Origin of the sequence: Modicisalibacter tunisiensis (assembly GCF_020148005.1) — a bacterium.
GTDB classification, from domain to species: Bacteria; Pseudomonadota; Gammaproteobacteria; order Pseudomonadales; family Halomonadaceae; genus Modicisalibacter; species Modicisalibacter tunisiensis.
Map to the genome: position 1 here is coordinate 1111020 of NZ_JAGXFD010000001.1, position 14976 is coordinate 1125995.

Genomic DNA, 14976 nt, shown 5'->3' on the forward strand with positions numbered 1-14976 from the left:
GGTCAGCCTCGCGTTGCGGGGTCGCCGATGGGCAGCGCCCCCGACAGGGACAGTACCGCCCACAGCAGCAGGATATAGAGGGCGACATCCAGCAGCAGCGGATGCCAGAACCAGTGATAGAGACGCAACCGCGTCAGCAGGCGCTTGACCAGCAGGTAGAGCGCCAGGGCCAGCAGCACCGGCAGCGCCAGCGGCGGGACCAGGAAGCCCAGCAGCGACCATTCAGCGAGCATGGGGAAGGTCTCCCGGGGCGGCGCGGTCGGCGGCAGCCGGCGCGTCGGCCGTCTCGAGACGCGCGCCCGGTGCGCTGCGCATCAGGTGCGCCAGCATGCCCATCTCGCCGATGACCGCCAGCGGCAGCCGCGTCTGGTGATAGAGGCGCGCCACCCACTGCTCGGCCTGCTCGGCCTGGCGACGCCAGAAGGCGTCGTCGTGGCGGTTGCGGGCGGCGGCCTGGCGGCCGATGTGTTCCAGCCAGGTCTCGATCTCGGCGCGAAACGGCGCGAGGTCGTCGCGCATCCGGCGCAGCCGCCAGCTGCACATCGCCAGGGCGTGCAGGTCGAGGGCCTCGCGCAGGCGCTCCTCGCTGCCGCCCAGCGCCACCAGGCGGCCGAGGCGATCGTAGAGGCGGCTCTCCAGCCAGGGCCGCTCGGGCAGCGCCGACACCGGGTTGCGCGTCAGTCGCCACAGGCCGCGCCAGAACGCCGCCATCAGGGTGTCGATGCGCTCCGCCGGCGACGGCTGACGGAACAGCGAGTAGGTGAGCATGGCGGCGAGCGTGCCGATCACCGCGGCCAGGCCGCCGTTGATGTAGGTCTGCGGCGTATAGCTGTAGGTGGTGTGCAGGTTGAGCAGGGTCATCATGGTGACCGCCCCCGACAGCCCCATCCCCGCCCAGCGCGGGTAGGGCGTGAGCAGGGTGCCGATGGCGATCGGCACGGCCAGGGCCAGGGCCAGCAGGAAGAAGCCGTTGATCAGGGGCAGCACCAGGAACAGCAGCACGCCGCCCAGCAGGACCGCCGAGATCGTGCCCCACAGGAACTGCCAGACCACCGCCGTGGGATTGGGGGCCTTGGCGAACAGCATGCTGAACACGCCGAGCAGCATCTGCGCCAGGTAGCCGGAGTGCCAGCCGCTGTGGATCCAGAACTGGCCGAGCAGCTCGAAGGCGACGAACACCCGCAGGGCGTTGTAGCGGGCCACACCGTGCTCGTTGTCGGTGGTGCGTGCCCGCGGCTGGCGCGGCAGGGCGTCGACCCGCGGGTGCTGCGGATCCTCCAGGGCATGGTGCAGGTGGCGGCCGTGACGCAGCAGGGTCAGCACCTCGCCGAGGCGCTGGCGCACCAGCGTCGCCCGCACGCGGGTGCGCGGCGAGACGCGCTCGTCGCCCCAGTCGAGCTCGGGGAGCGCGGCCGCCGGCGCGTCATCGCCACCGGGGTGGCGCTGGAGCTCCCGGAGCAGGGGCCGGGCATCGTCGTGCAGCCGCGCCAGCCAGCGCGGGCCATCGGGGCAGGCGCGCAGGTAGGCGCAGGCCTCCTCGAGCTCGCGCAGGCCGGTGAGCAGGGCCAGGGCGTCGCTGGCGAAGCGGTCCAGTGCCGGCACCACATGACGCCAGCGGCGGGCCTCCAGGCGGGCCAGCCCGCGCAGCGACTCGAAGCGCTGATAGTGGCCGTGCAGGGCCTTGAAGCGAGCATCCAGGGTGCCCTGCGGCGTGCCGTCGAGCACGGCCAGCGCCTCGCCGGCGGCATCGGCGATCAGCCGCGAGAGCACGCCGGGCAGGCCGTGGCTGCCGAAGCGCGGGGCGATGAGGATATGCATCAGCAGCCCGCAGCCGATGCCCAGCGAGGTCTCGGTGAAGCGGGCCAGCGCCGTCGTCCAGACCCCCTCGACGCCGGTGCCGATCGCCGTCAGCGAGACCAGGGTGGCGGTGTAGCCGCTGAGCATCACCACATAGGAGAGGTAGGCGTCCTGCTCGAGGATCACCAGATACATGCACAGCGCCAGCCAGGCGCCGCCGAACAGCAGGTAGAGCATCGGCTGCTGGGCGCACAGCACGATCAGCACCAGCCCGGCGATGGCGCCGAACAGGGTGCCGAACAGCCGGGCGATGCTGCGCCCGATGATGATGCCGATCGGCGGGGTGCCGCCGGTGAACATCACCGGCTGCAGGGTGACGATCATCACCGCCAGCACCGCCCAGGCGGGCTGCGACAGGTTCAGGCGCATCGACAGGAACAGCGCCAGCCAGGCGGCCAGCACGGTACGCAGCACCAGCAGCCAGTGGTCGAGGGGGATTCGTGACATAGCGGTCGGTCCGCCGGACCGGCGGACGGGTGTCCGGCAAGAGAGTGAAAGTACAAGGCTTAATGTTAGCATGCTAATGCTATAGCCGAATCACTCTCTCGTCCACCTCGCGGCGACCTCGTCACCTCGCGGCGACCCTCGGGAAAGCGGAAAAGCGGGGGGAGAGGGCAGGAGGCGCGCCCGGCGACGGCCGGGCGCGGCGGGTCAGGCGCCGACGTTGCCCATCAGCGCCGGCTCGAGGATCTCGATCCAGTAGCCGTCCGGGTCCTTGACGAAGGCGACGTTCTTCATCTTGCCCTGTTCCGGGCGCTTGACGAACTCGACGCCGTTCTCGTCGAGCCACTGCACGGCGCTGCCGAGGTCGGGGACCGAGAAGCAGATGTGGCCGAAGCCCTGGGGCTCGCTGTTGCCGTCGTGGTAGGCGAAGTCGGCCTGGTCCTCGGTGCCCCAGTTGTGGGTCAGCTCCAGCAGGCCGCGCTGGTTGAAGGTCCAGATGGTGCGGTCGCAGGTCTGCTCGGGGACCTCGTCCTCCTCCTCGAGGCGTGCCAGGAAGTAGAGGGTGAACTGCATCTCCTCGAAGTCCAGCTTGCGCAGCACGCGCATGCCGAAGACCCGGCTGTAGAAGGCCAGCGAGCGCCGGGGATCCTTGACCCGCAGCATGCTGTGATTGAGCGTGAAGCCGGCGGTTTCCGGCGGCACATGGGTCTCGACGCCGGGATGTTCTTCGGTGAACAGGGTCATGGAAGCTCCTTGCTTGAGAATCGAGGGGCGCTGGGTCGCCGGCGCCCCGGGGCCTGTCGTCTAGCTGTGATCTTTCGGCAGGTTGTTCATCCGGAGTCTGGCTGTGGGAGCGACTTCAGTCGCGATGAACTCGCCACCGGGCCGCCGCTGTCGAGGATGAATCCTCTCCCACAAGCACCCTCCAGGGCCCGCACTGTCGGGCCCCCCGCCTGCAGGCTCTTCCGGAAGGCCGACAGCCTGGATTACCGCCCCAATCAGCAGGGTGGGGGCCCGTGAGCAACCTGGCAGGTTTACACACCTAGCCTGCCACGCCGCCCCGGTGCCGCCAAGCGCGGGGCTCAGTAGCCGGTCATCTCCAGGTAGCCGACGCCCCGGGGCGTGCCGTCCTGCGTGTCCGTGACGCGCACCATGCCTTCCCAGTAGGCGAAGGTGGTGGCCATCCACTGGTCGGGATGCACCGCCGCGACGCGCACATCGAGTGCCTGCGCGGGCACCTGCACGCGCCAGGCGGTGGGCAGCTCACGACCGGCGACCGTCTGGCGTGTCAGCGGCGTCAGGCGCAGGGCGTCGCCGTCGAGCGGCGTGACGGTGCCGTCGGCGGCGATCCAGCTCCCCGAGAGGTAGTCGCCGCCCGAGCGGCCGGCACCGCGCAGGCGAAACGCCATCAACTTGGCCCCGCCGGCGAGATGCAGCGAGAACCAGTCCCAGCCCGACTGCCCCGGCCCCAGCAGCTGGCTGCTCCATTCGCGGTCCAGCCAGGCGCGGCCGCTCACCGCGTGCTCTTCGCCATCCACCGTCAGCGTGCCGGCGATCCGGTAGAACGGCTGGCTGTAGTAGATCGAGCCCTGGCCGTCGGCGGACTTGCGGCTGAAGCCGTGGTCGCCGTGGATGACCCGCGGGCCGTGTGCCGCGAGCGTCAGGCGATAGGCGAAGCCGTCGCCGGCGGCGCGCACGGTGAGAGCGTCGAGACCGCTGTCCGTGCCGTCGGGGGCGGCGAGTCGCCAGTCGTCCAGCCAGGCGGCGAAGGGCGCGGCGCGCACCCCCGCCGGCCCCGGGCCCTCGGCCGGGGTCATGTCGCGGGCGAAGCGCTCGGCGGCGCGGTGCCCGTCGGGCGTGGAGACCGCGGCATGGGCCATCCACAGCTGGCGGCTCGTCCAGGGCGAGTCGGGGGCCGCCTCGGTCGCGCCGGGCGGCGCCAGGGCCTGGCGGAACAGCGTCCACTGGATGCCGAACGGCCGGCCCGCGGCGTCCTCGAGGTTGGCGGTCAGGTACCACCACTCGATGCGGTAGTCGGGGTGCGCGCCGTGGTCGGCGGGAAAGACGAGCCGGTCGCCGGGGCGGGCCTCGGCGTAGCCCTCGGCGGCGCTGCCCAGGCCGGCGTAGCCGCGGGCCGTGTCCTGTTCCGGCGTCGAGTGCCAGCCCCGCCAGAGGCCGACGGCCAGCAGGGCGACCAGCACCCCGGCCAGCAGCGTCTTGAGGTGTTTCATGTCGCGGCGAACTCCTGAAGCAGCTGGCGGGGCGGCATCCGCCACAGGCGCCAGGCGGGCAGCAGCGCGGCCAGGCCGGCGACCAGCACCGCCAGCCCCAGGGTGACGAGCAGCTGCAGCGGAAAGAGGTGCAGCGGCAGCCGCCAGCCGAAGGCCGCGACGTTGATCACCGCCACCAGCGCCCAGGCCAGGGCGAGGCCCAGGGGCAGCGCCAGCAAGGCCGTGCCCAGCGCGGTACCGGTGAGCTGCAGGCACTGCACGCCGACCAGCCGCCGGCGCGACACGCCCAGCGCCCAGAGCGGCGCCAGCTGGGCGCGACGGGTCCCGGCCTGGGCCAGCAGGGTGGTCAGCAGGGCCAGGGCGGCCACGCCGAGGGTCAGGGCGTCGAGGGCGCGGGTGATGGCGAAGGTGCGTTCGAAGACCCGGGTCGCGTCCGCCTTCAGCGCCTGCTGGTCGATCGCGGATTCGGCCGTGGCAGGGCCGAAGCGGGCGGCGAGCCGTGTGACGAGGGCGTCGAGCCGCTGGCGACGTGACCCGGGCGCGTCGCGCAGCACCACGCCGAGGCTGCCGGGGGGCGCGGCGAACACGCGGGTCAGCCGTGCCACGGGCATGACCACCTCGGGGCGGGGGTTGCCGTAGTCGGGATAGATCGCGGCGATGCTCAGCCGGTGGCGGCGGCCGTCGGCACCGCGCAGCGTGAGGGTGTCGCCGGGGCGGCGGCGATAGCGGTTGGCCAGCTGCTCGTTGACGAACACCTCGCCCGCCGCCAGCGCCTGCCAGGCCGCGTCACGCTCTGCCGCGGGCAGACGCAGCGGCCAGTGCGCGCGCAGCACCGCCGCGGGGCGGATGCCGAACAGTGCCACCGGGGCCGCCGACTGCGCCGCGGCGTCGAGCAGCGTGGCCTCGGCATGGCGCGCCGGCAGCAGCGTGGCGACCTCCGGCTGGTCGGCGAGCCAGGCCTGCAGCGCGTCGTGGCGCTCGGCCTCGGGGTGGAGGTAGAGATCGGCGAGCAGGCGCTGGTCGAGCCAGTCGAGGAAGGTCAGGCGAAAGCCGCCGACCATGCTGCTCACCCCCAGGTTGGTGGCCAGCGCCAGCAGCAGGGCCATCATCGGCAGCTGCAGGCGCGGCAGCTGCAGCTGCAGGTCGGCCAGCGCCCAGGCCCAGAGTGCCCGGCGCCGACCGAGCCGGGCCGCGAGCCGCCAGCTACCGGCCAGCCAGGCGGGCAGCCACAGGGTCACGCCGAGCAGCGCCGCGGTGACCATCACGAAGCCGGCGACCAGCTGCCGGTCGCCGGTCAGCCACAGCCAGCCGCCGAGCCCCGCGGCCAGCATGATCAGGGCGCCGCCGGCCCAGGCCTGCCGGCGCAGCAGGCCGCCCAGCCGGGCCCGCCAGGCCTGGGCATGGCCCAGTGCCAGCACGTCGAGCCGCGCGACCCGCCACAGCAGGCCCGCGCCGGCGCTGGCCAGCCCACCGAGGATGATGGCCACGCCGCCCAGCCAGAAGTGCCAGGGCAGCGCCAGGCGGGTGCCGACGTGGCTGTCGTAGAGCGACGCCAGGCTGGCGGCGACATCCGGCAGCAGCAGCCGGGCCAGCAGCACGCCGCCGAGGATGCCCAGCCCGGCGCCGACCAGACCCAGGGTCAGCAGTTCCAGACCGAGGGCGACGACCAGGGTGCGGCCCGGCACGCCCAGGGCGCGCAGCGTGCGCAGCAGGCCCAGACGCTGTTCCAGCGCCAGCCCCAGGGCGGCATGCACGATGAACAGGCCGACCACCAGCGCCAGCAGCCCCATGGCGGTCAGATTGAGGTGAAAGCTGTCGGCGAGCTGGCCCGGCGAGGCCAGCTGGCGGGCCGGGATGCGCATCAGGGCGTCGGGCAGCTCGGCGGGAGCCTCGGGGGCGATCACCAGCCGGGTGGGGCCCGCCAGCCCCAGCAGCCGCTGGGCGACGCCGATGTCGGTGACCAGGGTGGCGGGCGGCAGGCCGGGGTCCACTTCCACCGGCGGCAGGCGCGGGTCGCGCCGGGCGGCGTCGGCCACGTCGGGGGCGGCGCGCAGGCGGTGCGGCGGCAGCAGCCAGTCGCGCAGCGAGGCGGCATCGCCGGTGCGGCGGGCCAGCGGCGAGGTCCCGGGCAGGGTCAGCGGGTCGATGCCCAGCAGGCGAAGCGGCGCTTCCCCGGCGGCGCTGCCTGCCAGGGTCAGCTCGCCCGCTACCAGCGGCGAGACCGCCATGCCGTCGCGGCGCAGGGCCGCATAGGTGGCCGGTGACAGCGGCGTGCCGTCACGGCGCTCGATGCGGTCGAGCCGGGTCTCGAACAGGGCCTCGGCCCGGGCGTAGCTGTCGCGGGCGGTGGCGTTGATGGCCTGCACGCTGCTCCACAGCGCGCCGGCCACCCACAGCCCCAGCAGCAGCATGGCCAGCTGGCCGGGATGGCGGCGGTAGTGGGACAGCAGGGTGGCCAGCGTCACGCCCACCACGCCGGCACGCCGGGCCGGACGGCGCCCGCTCATGGCTCGCCCGGCTCCAGGCGGCCGTAATGCAGGCGCAGGCAGCGGTCCAGCGGGGCGGCGACCCGCGCGCTGTGGGTGACCATCAGCAGCGCGCAGCGGCTCTCGTGAATCAGCTCGTGCAGCAGCGCGAGCACCCGGTCCGCGGCGGCTTCATCCAGGTTGCCGGTGGGTTCGTCGGCGAGCAGCAGGTCGGGGCGCGGCGCCAGCGCCCGGCCGATTGCCAGACGCTGCTGCTGGCCGCCGGAGAGCTGCTCGGGGTAGCGCTGCTCGAGCCCGGTCAGGCCCAGGCGCTCGAGCAGGTGGTCGGTCCAGTCGGGGTCCTCGCGATCGGCGAGACGGGCCTGCAGGGTCAGGTTGTCGATCACCGCCAGGCTGGGCACCAGGTGGAACTGCTGGAACACCAGCCCCAGGTGGCGACGGCGCAGGTCGGCGCGGGCGGGTTCGTCGAGCGCCGACAGCGCCCGCTCGTGGAAGTGGATCTCGCCGCGGTCGGGCACGTCGAGCCCCGCGGCCAGGTGCAACAGCGTCGACTTGCCGCTGCCCGACTCGCCCATCAGCGCCAGGCTTTCGCCGGGGGCCAGATGCAGGTCGATGCCGTCGAGGACGAACAGCGGCCCCTGGGGCGTCGGGTAGCTCTTGGCCACGTCGGTCAGTTGCAGCATCGCCGGGCTCTCTTGCGGGCATGTCCGAGCATATTAGCAAAGCCCGGGGAAAACACTCGCTCACCGTTGGTCTTAGAGGGGCTCCCAAGCCTCCACGTGGGAGCGACTTCAGTCGCGATGCACCCGCCACCGAGCCGCCGCTGTCGGGGATGAATCCCCTCCCACAAGAGGCAGCGTTGTGAAAGGTCGTTCATCCGGGGCCTGGCCGTGGGAGCGACTTCAGTCGCGATGAACCCGCCACCGAGCCGCCGCTGGCGGGGATGAATCCCCTCCCGCAAGAGGCAGCGTTGTGAACGGTCGTTCATCCGGAAGCTGGCCGTGGGAGCGACTTCAGTCGCGATGCACCCGCCACCGAGCCGCCGCTGGCGGGGATGAATCCCCTCCCGCAAGAGGCAGCGTTGTGAAGGGCCCCCTATTTCGCCCCGGCGAGGCCGTCATGCATGGTCTTGGCGTTGTGGCGCATCATGCCCTCGTAGGTGGCGGCCTCGCCCTCGGCGGCCAGGGCGCCGGAATAGAGGGTGCCGGCCACGGGGATGCCGGTTTCCTCGGCGAGCTGGCGGATCAGCGCGGGGCTGGTGATGTTCTCGTAGAACAGCGCCGGGATGCGGTTGTGCTTGAGGAAGTCGATCAGACTGGCCATGTCGGCGGCGGCGGGCTCGGCGGCGGTGTTGAGCCCCACCGGGGAGAGAAAGCGCACGCCGTAGGCATCGGCGAAGTAGTCGAAGGCGTCGTGGCCGCTGACCACCACCCGCCTTGAGGCGGGAATGGCGTCGATCAGCCGGTGGATCTCGGCGTCCAGGCTGTCGAGGCGCGTCAGGTAGTCGTCGGCGCGACGGCGATAGGCGTCGGCGTGAGCCGGGTCGGCCGCGATCAGGCCGTCGCGGATGTTGGCCACGTACTGCTCGGCGCGGCCGACATCCAGCCAGGCGTGAGGGTCCAGGTCGCCGTGGTCATGGGTGGCGTGCTCGGCGTGCTCGGCGTGGTCGTCATGGCCGTCGCCCTCGGCGCCGTCCTCGCCGTGGTCGGCGCCGGTGAAGTGCAGTGGATCGATGCCGTCGGTGGCGACGACCTTGACGCCCCGGTAGCCGCTGGCGTCGAGCAGCCGGTTCATCCAGCCTTCCAGCTGCAGGCCGTTGAAGATCACCAGGTCGGCCCCGGCGATGCGGCGCACGTCCACCGGGCTGGGCGTATAGACGTGGCTGTCGCTGTCGGGGCCGACCAGGCTGGTCACCTCGACGTGCTCGCCGCCCACCTGCTCGGCCATGTCGGCCAGCACGCTGAAGCTGGCGACCACGTCGAGCGGTTCGGCGGCCTGGCTGGCGGTGGTGACGCCGGAAAGGCCGACGATCAGGCCGGCCAGCAGTGCATGACGCATGAGATTGTCTCCTTCGTGAGGGCTGCCGCCGGCATCGTCGGCTACGGGATGGGCGGCAGGTTTGCTACGATGGCGAGCGCCCACCGCAAGGACGTCTCGCCGTGCCGCATCTGTTCACCAACCGCCCCAAGCGCTCCGCCCTCAACCGCGACCGGCCCGAATGGCGTGCCGACTTTCGCTGGGAGACCGTGAACGCGATGCTCTACAAGCTGGGCGGGCTGCTGTTCATCGTCGGCAGTGTCTTCTTCTTTCCGCGCTTCCATCCCTACGAGGACGTCGGCGCCTGGGTCTTCTTCATCGGCTCGCTGCTCTACCTGGTGGTGACCGGCCACGACATGCTCGAGGTGCGCAAGTTCTGGCAGGGCAGTCGTCATCACGCCATGGGCAAGCGGCTCGAGATGATCGCCGCCTCCAGCTATCTCGGCGGCACCCTGCTGTTCACCGCCGGCAGCCTGTTCTTCCTCAGCTGGTGGGGCTGGCTCATCGCCGGCGCCTGGTGCTTCGTCATCGGCTCGGCGCTGTTCGTGCTCGGCGCCTGCGTCAACGTGCTGCAGGTGGTCCAGGCACCGTCGCTGCTGTCGCTGCAGATGACCAACCTCACCGCGGTCACCTTCGTCGTCGGCTCGGTGCTGTTCGTGGTCGCGTCCATTCCCTACCTGTGGACCTTCGACACCCACCACGACGCGCAGCGGCTGTTCACCTTCTTCGCCTGGCAGTACCTGGTCGGCAGCGTGCTGTTCTTCCTCGGCGGCGTGTTCAACTACTACCGGGCCTGCCTGATCATGCGCCGCCGTCGCGACGGCGAGGCCCGCCACGCCAGCGACGATGCGCTGCTCATCGCCTACCTGCACGGCGAGATCAGCGCGGCCGAGTTCCGCGCCGCCTGGCGTGCCGAGTCGCTGCCCGCCCGCGGCATGCCCTGAGCGGTCAGGCGCTCTCGTCGGCCGTGTCCAGCGGTGTCGCGCGCCGGCGCACGCGGGCCAGCAGGCTGTGGTAGCGGCCCAGCAGGGTCGACAGCAGATACACCCCGCCGGCCAGCAGGATGATGCTCGGCCCCGAGGGCAGGCCCAGGTGATACGACAGCAGCAGCCCGCCGGTGCTGGCGAACAGCGCGATCACCACGGCGACGGCCATCAGCCCTTCCAGGCGCTTCGACCAGAAGCGCGCAGCGGTGGCCGGCAGCATCATCAGCCCCACCGCCATCAGCGTGCCCAGGGTCTGGAAGCCGGCGGTCAGGTTGAGCACCACCAGCCCCAGGAACAGCCCCTGGATGAGGCCGCTGTGCACGCCCTGGCCGCGCAGGAACAGCGGGTCCAGGCACTCCACCACCAGCGCGCGGAAGGCCATCGCCATGACCAGCACGGTCACGCTGGCGACCCCGGCGATCAGCCACAGCGCCGTGGTGTTCACGGCCAGGATCGAGCCGAACAGCACATGGGTCAGGTCGACGCTGCTGCCGCCCAGCGACACCAGCATCACCCCGGCGGCCAGCGAGATCAGGTAGAAGCTGGCCATCGCCGCGTCCTCGCGATGGCCGGTGAGCTGCGACACGCTGCCCGCCAGCCCCGCCACCAGCAGCCCGGACAGGATGCCGCCGAGGCTCATCGCCGGCAGCGAGAAGCCGGCGAGCAGAAAGCCCAGCGCCACGCCCGGCAGGATGGCGTGCGCCATGGCGTCGCCGAGCAGGCTCATGCCGCGCAGCATCAGGAACACCCCCAGCGGCGGGGCGGCCAGCGACAGGGCCAGGCCGGCGACCAGCGCCCGCTTCATGAAGCCGTAGTCGGTCAGCGGGGAGACGAGCAGGGCCTGAAGGGTATCGATCATCGCGTTGCTCCGCGGGCGAGGTGCAGGGGCAGGGGCGCGGGGGCGGCCGCCATGCCGCCGGATTGCAGCAGCTCCTGCGGGTCGTGCCAGTGGCCGCGGCCCTCGGCCAGCAGCAGCACGCGATCGGCCAGCGCGGCGAGCTGGTCGCGGTCGTGGAGGACCACCACGATGGTGGTGCCGGCCCGGGCCATGTCGCGCAGCACCCCGGTAAGCACGGTGACGGTGTCGGCATCGACATTGGCGAAGGGCTCGTCGAGCAGCAGCAGCTCGGCCTCCTGCATCAGGGTGCGCCCCAGCAGGGCACGCTGGCGCTGCCCGCCGGAAAGCTCGCCCAGCGGCCGGTGGGCGAGCTGCGAGATGCCCAGGCGCTGCATGATCTCGCGGGCCTGGCGGTACTGGTCCGGCCGGTAGCCCCGGAGCGCGCCGCGGGTCGGCCAGCTGCCGGTCATCACCAGCTCCTCGACGCTCATCGGAAAGCTCAGGTCCAGCGCCAGCTGCTGGGGCAGCCAGGCGCGGCGTTCGCGGGGAATCGTGCACTCGATGCGACCGGCGATGGGCGGCAGCACGCCCATGATCGCCTGGATCAGCGTGCTCTTGCCCGCCCCGTTGGCGCCGATCAGCGCGGTGATGGCGGCGTCCGGGAAGGCCCCCGCGAGATGCTCGATCACCGTGCGCCCGCCCTGGGCCAGCGCCAGGTCGTGGAGTGCCAGCCGCGCCATCAGCCCAGCAGCCCCCCGGCCCAGGCCGCCGCCAGCCACAGCACCGCCAGCGGCACCAGGGCCATCAGCAGCCGGCGGCGGGCCGACAGCGACATCAGCGAGAAGTGACAGGGCCCGTCGGGGCGGTGGCGGTGTCGATGCGGCATGGCGGGGCTCGATCTCGGGAAAACGGCAAAAAGTTATAACATAACAAAACAGCGTGGCCAATCGTCCGCGACGGGTCGCCCCCGGGATCAGTAGCGAATCTGCACCCCCACCCGGTCGGGCGCGAGCGTCCAGGCGTACTGGTACTCGAGATTCACGCCACCCAGCGTCAAGCGGGCCGGCTGAAAGCGGTTGAGCGCCACCCCGGCCTGGCCCGGCTGGGTTCTCAGCTGGATCTCGCCGACCAGCATGCCGGTGGCGAAGCTGACCGCGCCGTCGCGCGGGCGGTCGTCGCCGACGCCGATCGCCAGTCCGCCCAGGGTATTGATGACCAGTGAACTCAGCCGTGCCCGCCAGGCCCGGCGCCGGCGCTCCTCGGCGGCGGTGGCGCGCATCAGCGCGCGGGCCTCGGCCAGGTGGGCCGCGTCGCGGTGTTCGGCCAGGGTCTGCAGGCGCCGGTAGGCGGCCGGGTGGGGCTGCGCCTCGGTGATCACCCCGGCCAGCGCCAGCGCCGACTTGATGCCGCCCACCCGAGCGTCGAAGCGGTCATCGGCACCGTCGGCCTCGCTGGCCTGGTAGGCGTTGTCGGCCAGGCTGGCGGCGTAGATCCCGCCCCAGCCGTAGCGCCACAGCGTGGCCTGCTGCGCCCCGCCCTCGAGGGCGTCGAGATAGGCATTCCATTCGGCGTCGGCCGGGGCCGGCTGGGCCAGCGCCGGGATGGCGATGAGTCCCAGTGCCCCGAGCGCGACGACTCGGGCGAAACGGGCAAGGCGAGACATGGGGGCTCCCTGTCAGCGTGGATCCGGAGCGCGGCGGGCGTCCCGCCGGCAAGCCTCTGGAGTATAGGGGATCGCGGGCCGGTACCGGTGTTGACAGGCGATGGTGCGGCGCCTAGATTCTATCATAGTTAATGAGAATCATTATCAATTGTAGAAGCCGGCGGAGAACCCCATGTCCTATCGCATCCACAGCACCCTGCACGGTGCCAACCCCTGCCTGGAAATCCTCGACGCCAGCTCCGGCAGCGTGCGGCTGGCCTGGGAGTATCCGCGACGGCCTGCCGGTGGCGAGGTCGCCGATCCGGACCTGCTGGCCCTGGCGCGCGAGCGCGCCGTGCATCGGCTGTTCTGCCGACTGTTCCTGCTGACCACCGAGCAGTATCTCAAGGGCGAGCTCGACGACCGGCTGCCGGTCGGCGAGACGCCCCCGGTGAACGCTTGACCGCATGGCTCAGCGCTCGAGCACGTAGTCTCCCGGGGCCTCGCCCAGCGGCGGATAGCCCGCGTCCGGCTTGCCCAGCGGCGGCGGTGTGACCCGGGCGCCGGAGTGCTGGTGCAGCCAGGCCTGCCATTCCGGCCACCACGAGCCGGATCGCTCGGCGACCTGCTCGCGCCAGGTCTCGGCGCTGACCCGAGTGGCCGTGGCCGGCTTGTCGGCGACCTGGTAGACCCGGTGGTGATGGCCGGGTTCGCTCACCACCCCGGCGTTATGGCCGCCGCTGGTGAGCAGGAAGGTGACGTCGCCGCCGAGGTAGGACTGGTTGCGATAGACCGAGCGCCACGGCGAGATGTGATCCTTGCGGGTGGCGACGACGAAGCCGGGGACGCGGATGTCGCCGAGCAGCACCGGCTGGCCGTCGGCGCGATAGCGCCCGCGGGAGAGCGCGTTGTCGAGGTAGAGCCGGCGCAGGTATTGGGAGTGCATGCGATAGGGCATGCGGGTGCCGTCGGTGCTCCACGCCATCAGGTCGAAGGTCGGCTGGCGCTCGCCCATCAGGTACTCGCGCACCAGCCGCGACCAGATCAGGTCGTCGGACTGCAGCAGCTGGAAGGCGCCCTTCATCTGCCAGTCCTCCAGGTAGCCCTGCTCGCGCATGGTGTCCTCGAGGAAGTGCACCTGGCTGTCGTCGATGAACAGCTCCAGCTCCCCGGCCTCGGCGAAGTCGGTGAGGCTGGCGAGCAGGGTCAGGCTGGCCAGGCGCTCGTCGCCGTCGCGGGCCATCGCCGCCGCGGCGATCGACAGCAGGGTGCCGCCCAGGCAGTAGCCGACGGCATGGACCTTCCGCGAGGGCACGATGGCGTTGACGGCGTCGAGCGCCGCCATCACCCCGAGCCGGCGATAGTCCTCGAGGCCCAGGTCACGCTCCGCCTCGCCGGGGTTCTTCCACGACACCATGAACACCGTGTGACCCTGGTCGACCAGCCAGCGCACCAGCGAGTTCTCGGGCGACAGGTCGAGGATGTAGTACTTCATGATCCAGGCCGGCACGATCAGCAGCGGCTCGGCGTGGACCCGTTCGGTGGTCGGCCGGTACTGGATCAGTTCGATCAGCCGGTTGCGGTAGACCACCTGGCCGGGCGTGACCGCCACCGCCTCGCCGGGAGTGTAGCGCTCGGCGCCGACCGGCGGGCGATGCGCGGCGAAGCGCGAGGCGTCCTCCCAGGCGTGCCGGGCGCCCTCCACCAGATTGCGCCCGCCCCGTTCGGCGGTGCGCGACAGTACCGCGGGGTTGGTCAGCGGGGTATTGGCAGGCGAGAACAGGTCCAGCACCTGGCGGGTGATGAAGTTGGCCACCGCCTCGTGATGCGGCGTCACCCCCGGCACCCCGGACATGGCATCGTCCCACCATTGCTCGGTCAGCAGGAAGCCCTGATGCAGCAGATTGAAGGGCCAGTGCTGCCACTCCGGCTCGTCGAAGCGGTCGTCGCGCTCTGCCGGTTCGATGCAGTGCTCGCAGTCGCTCGTGCCCCAGGCCCGGGATGCGTAGTCGGTCAGCCGTGCCGCGCCGCGCTGGGTCGCGAGGGCCAGCTGGGCCTGCTTGCCCGGCGACAGCAGCAGGTGGGTCCACCAGTCGCCGTAGGCCTGCAGGATCGACGCCGGCGAGAGGCCGGCGGTCAGCCGGGCGATGGCGGCGTGGGTCTGCCGGTTCCAGGCCGTGAACGGATCGTCGGTGGATGCCGGCTCATGCGCTGCATCGGCCGCGTCGGCGTCGCCGGTGGCGGACGCGGATGCCGGTTCGTCGACGGCATCGGCGGTGGGGGCGAGCGGCCGTCGCCCGTAGTCCGGCGCGGGCTGTGCCCCGTCCCTGGCTGTCTGGGCTGACGTGGTCGAATCGTTCGTCGCCATGGCGGTCTCCCTGTCGCGTGCACGGGCCGCAGAACCCGGCGGTGGGCGGCTCGGGCGCCGATGGCGCCGTGCCGGCCTTCGCCTCGC

15 protein-coding genes are annotated in these 14976 nt (G+C 71.8%); 3 read left to right on the forward strand and 12 right to left on the reverse strand.

Annotated elements, in window-relative coordinates; translation table 11 throughout:
• Positions 1 to 2: 2 nt before the first annotated feature.
• The 6 genes from KGQ91_RS05125 to KGQ91_RS05150 all read right to left on the reverse strand — a co-directional run bounded on the left by KGQ91_RS05125 (position 3) and on the right by KGQ91_RS05150 (position 7701).
• Positions 3 to 233, reverse strand: coding sequence for a DUF1656 domain-containing protein (locus KGQ91_RS05125; RefSeq protein ID WP_224415998.1), 231 nt, complete (start codon positions 231 to 233; stop codon positions 3 to 5).
• Positions 223 to 2304, reverse strand: coding sequence for an FUSC family protein (locus KGQ91_RS05130; protein WP_224415997.1), 2082 nt, complete (start codon positions 2302 to 2304; stop codon positions 223 to 225). The genes KGQ91_RS05125 and KGQ91_RS05130 overlap by 11 nt, the downstream gene beginning before the upstream one ends.
• 204 nt (positions 2305 to 2508) lie before the next feature.
• On the reverse strand, positions 2509 to 3045 hold the full coding sequence (gloA, locus tag KGQ91_RS05135) for a lactoylglutathione lyase (protein WP_163647879.1): 537 nt from the start codon (positions 3043 to 3045) through the stop codon (positions 2509 to 2511).
• 338 nt (positions 3046 to 3383) lie between these two features.
• Entirely contained in the window at positions 3384 to 4532 is a 1149-nt protein-coding gene (locus KGQ91_RS05140; RefSeq protein WP_224420441.1) for a lipocalin-like domain-containing protein, read from the reverse strand.
• Positions 4529 to 7039 (reverse strand): ABC transporter permease, encoded by a 2511-nt coding sequence (locus tag KGQ91_RS05145; RefSeq protein ID WP_224420442.1) that lies wholly within the window; start codon positions 7037 to 7039, stop codon positions 4529 to 4531. Before KGQ91_RS05145 ends, KGQ91_RS05140 begins: the two co-directional genes overlap by 4 nt.
• Positions 7036 to 7701: an ABC transporter ATP-binding protein gene (locus KGQ91_RS05150; RefSeq protein ID WP_163647877.1), complete on the reverse strand. Its 666-nt coding sequence runs from the start codon at positions 7699 to 7701 to the stop codon at positions 7036 to 7038. The genes KGQ91_RS05145 and KGQ91_RS05150 overlap by 4 nt, the downstream gene beginning before the upstream one ends.
• A 264-nt stretch (positions 7702 to 7965) precedes the next feature.
• Here KGQ91_RS05150 and KGQ91_RS16845 point away from each other — a divergent pair, with 264 nt between their 5' ends.
• Positions 7966 to 8076 (forward strand): YSIRK-type signal peptide-containing protein, encoded by a 111-nt coding sequence (locus KGQ91_RS16845; RefSeq protein WP_224421379.1) that lies wholly within the window; start codon positions 7966 to 7968, stop codon positions 8074 to 8076.
• Positions 8077 to 8113: 37 nt separating this feature from the next.
• Here KGQ91_RS16845 and KGQ91_RS05160 read toward each other — a convergent pair whose 3' ends face one another.
• Positions 8114 to 9076 (reverse strand): metal ABC transporter solute-binding protein, Zn/Mn family, encoded by a 963-nt coding sequence (locus KGQ91_RS05160; protein WP_224420443.1) that lies wholly within the window; start codon positions 9074 to 9076, stop codon positions 8114 to 8116.
• A 101-nt stretch (positions 9077 to 9177) separates the two neighbouring features.
• Between KGQ91_RS05160 and KGQ91_RS05165 the strand changes: the two genes are divergently transcribed.
• The gene (locus tag KGQ91_RS05165) at positions 9178 to 9999 is read left to right on the forward strand and encodes a YrhK family protein (RefSeq protein WP_163647875.1); all 822 of its coding nucleotides are present in this window, start codon (positions 9178 to 9180) and stop codon (positions 9997 to 9999) included.
• A 4-nt stretch (positions 10000 to 10003) separates the two neighbouring features.
• Here KGQ91_RS05165 and KGQ91_RS05170 read toward each other — a convergent pair whose 3' ends face one another.
• The 4 genes from KGQ91_RS05170 to KGQ91_RS05185 all read right to left on the reverse strand — a co-directional run bounded on the left by KGQ91_RS05170 (position 10004) and on the right by KGQ91_RS05185 (position 12542).
• The gene (locus tag KGQ91_RS05170; protein WP_163647874.1) at positions 10004 to 10900 is read right to left on the reverse strand and encodes a metal ABC transporter permease; all 897 of its coding nucleotides are present in this window, start codon (positions 10898 to 10900) and stop codon (positions 10004 to 10006) included.
• Complete coding sequence (locus tag KGQ91_RS05175; protein ID WP_163647873.1) at positions 10897 to 11619, reverse strand: metal ABC transporter ATP-binding protein; 723 nt, start codon at positions 11617 to 11619, stop codon at positions 10897 to 10899. Before KGQ91_RS05175 ends, KGQ91_RS05170 begins: the two co-directional genes overlap by 4 nt.
• A complete protein-coding gene (locus KGQ91_RS05180) occupies positions 11619 to 11765 on the reverse strand; it encodes a hypothetical protein (RefSeq protein ID WP_163647872.1) in 147 nt (48 codons plus the stop codon). The genes KGQ91_RS05175 and KGQ91_RS05180 overlap by 1 nt, the downstream gene beginning before the upstream one ends.
• 87 nt (positions 11766 to 11852) lie before the next feature.
• Positions 11853 to 12542: a hypothetical protein gene (locus tag KGQ91_RS05185; RefSeq protein ID WP_224420444.1), complete on the reverse strand. Its 690-nt coding sequence runs from the start codon at positions 12540 to 12542 to the stop codon at positions 11853 to 11855.
• A gap of 172 nt (positions 12543 to 12714) precedes the next feature.
• On the opposite strand from KGQ91_RS05185, the gene KGQ91_RS05190 reads away from it, so the two are divergent.
• Complete coding sequence (locus KGQ91_RS05190; RefSeq protein WP_224420445.1) at positions 12715 to 12984, forward strand: hypothetical protein; 270 nt, start codon at positions 12715 to 12717, stop codon at positions 12982 to 12984.
• A gap of 9 nt (positions 12985 to 12993) precedes the next feature.
• Here the strand turns inward: KGQ91_RS05190 and KGQ91_RS05195 are convergent, their stop codons facing one another.
• A complete protein-coding gene (locus tag KGQ91_RS05195) occupies positions 12994 to 14889 on the reverse strand; it encodes a PHA/PHB synthase family protein (RefSeq protein ID WP_224420446.1) in 1896 nt (631 codons plus the stop codon).
• Positions 14890 to 14976 lie beyond the last annotated feature (87 nt).

Bases quoted from the DNA above. Each gene is read 5' to 3' on its own strand.
- KGQ91_RS05150 (WP_163647877.1), bottom strand. From the start codon at position 7,701: ATGCTGCAACTGACCGACGTGGCCAAGAGCTACCCGACGCCCCAGGGG.
- KGQ91_RS05125 (WP_224415998.1), bottom strand. From the start codon at position 233: ATGCTCGCTGAATGGTCGCTGCTGGGCTTCCTGGTCCCGCCGCTGGCG.
- KGQ91_RS05185 (WP_224420444.1), bottom strand. From the start codon at position 12,542: ATGTCTCGCCTTGCCCGTTTCGCCCGAGTCGTCGCGCTCGGGGCACTG.
- KGQ91_RS05175 (WP_163647873.1), bottom strand. From the start codon at position 11,619: ATGGCGCGGCTGGCACTCCACGACCTGGCGCTGGCCCAGGGCGGGCGC.
- KGQ91_RS05170 (WP_163647874.1), bottom strand. From the start codon at position 10,900: ATGATCGATACCCTTCAGGCCCTGCTCGTCTCCCCGCTGACCGACTAC.
- KGQ91_RS05180 (WP_163647872.1), bottom strand. From the start codon at position 11,765: ATGCCGCATCGACACCGCCACCGCCCCGACGGGCCCTGTCACTTCTCG.
- KGQ91_RS05145 (WP_224420442.1), bottom strand. From the start codon at position 7,039: ATGAGCGGGCGCCGTCCGGCCCGGCGTGCCGGCGTGGTGGGCGTGACG.
- KGQ91_RS05140 (WP_224420441.1), bottom strand. From the start codon at position 4,532: ATGAAACACCTCAAGACGCTGCTGGCCGGGGTGCTGGTCGCCCTGCTG.
- KGQ91_RS05195 (WP_224420446.1), bottom strand. From the start codon at position 14,889: ATGGCGACGAACGATTCGACCACGTCAGCCCAGACAGCCAGGGACGGG.
- KGQ91_RS05190 (WP_224420445.1), top strand. From the start codon at position 12,715: ATGTCCTATCGCATCCACAGCACCCTGCACGGTGCCAACCCCTGCCTG.
- gloA (WP_163647879.1), bottom strand. From the start codon at position 3,045: ATGACCCTGTTCACCGAAGAACATCCCGGCGTCGAGACCCATGTGCCG.
- KGQ91_RS05130 (WP_224415997.1), bottom strand. From the start codon at position 2,304: ATGTCACGAATCCCCCTCGACCACTGGCTGCTGGTGCTGCGTACCGTG.
- KGQ91_RS05160 (WP_224420443.1), bottom strand. From the start codon at position 9,076: ATGCGTCATGCACTGCTGGCCGGCCTGATCGTCGGCCTTTCCGGCGTC.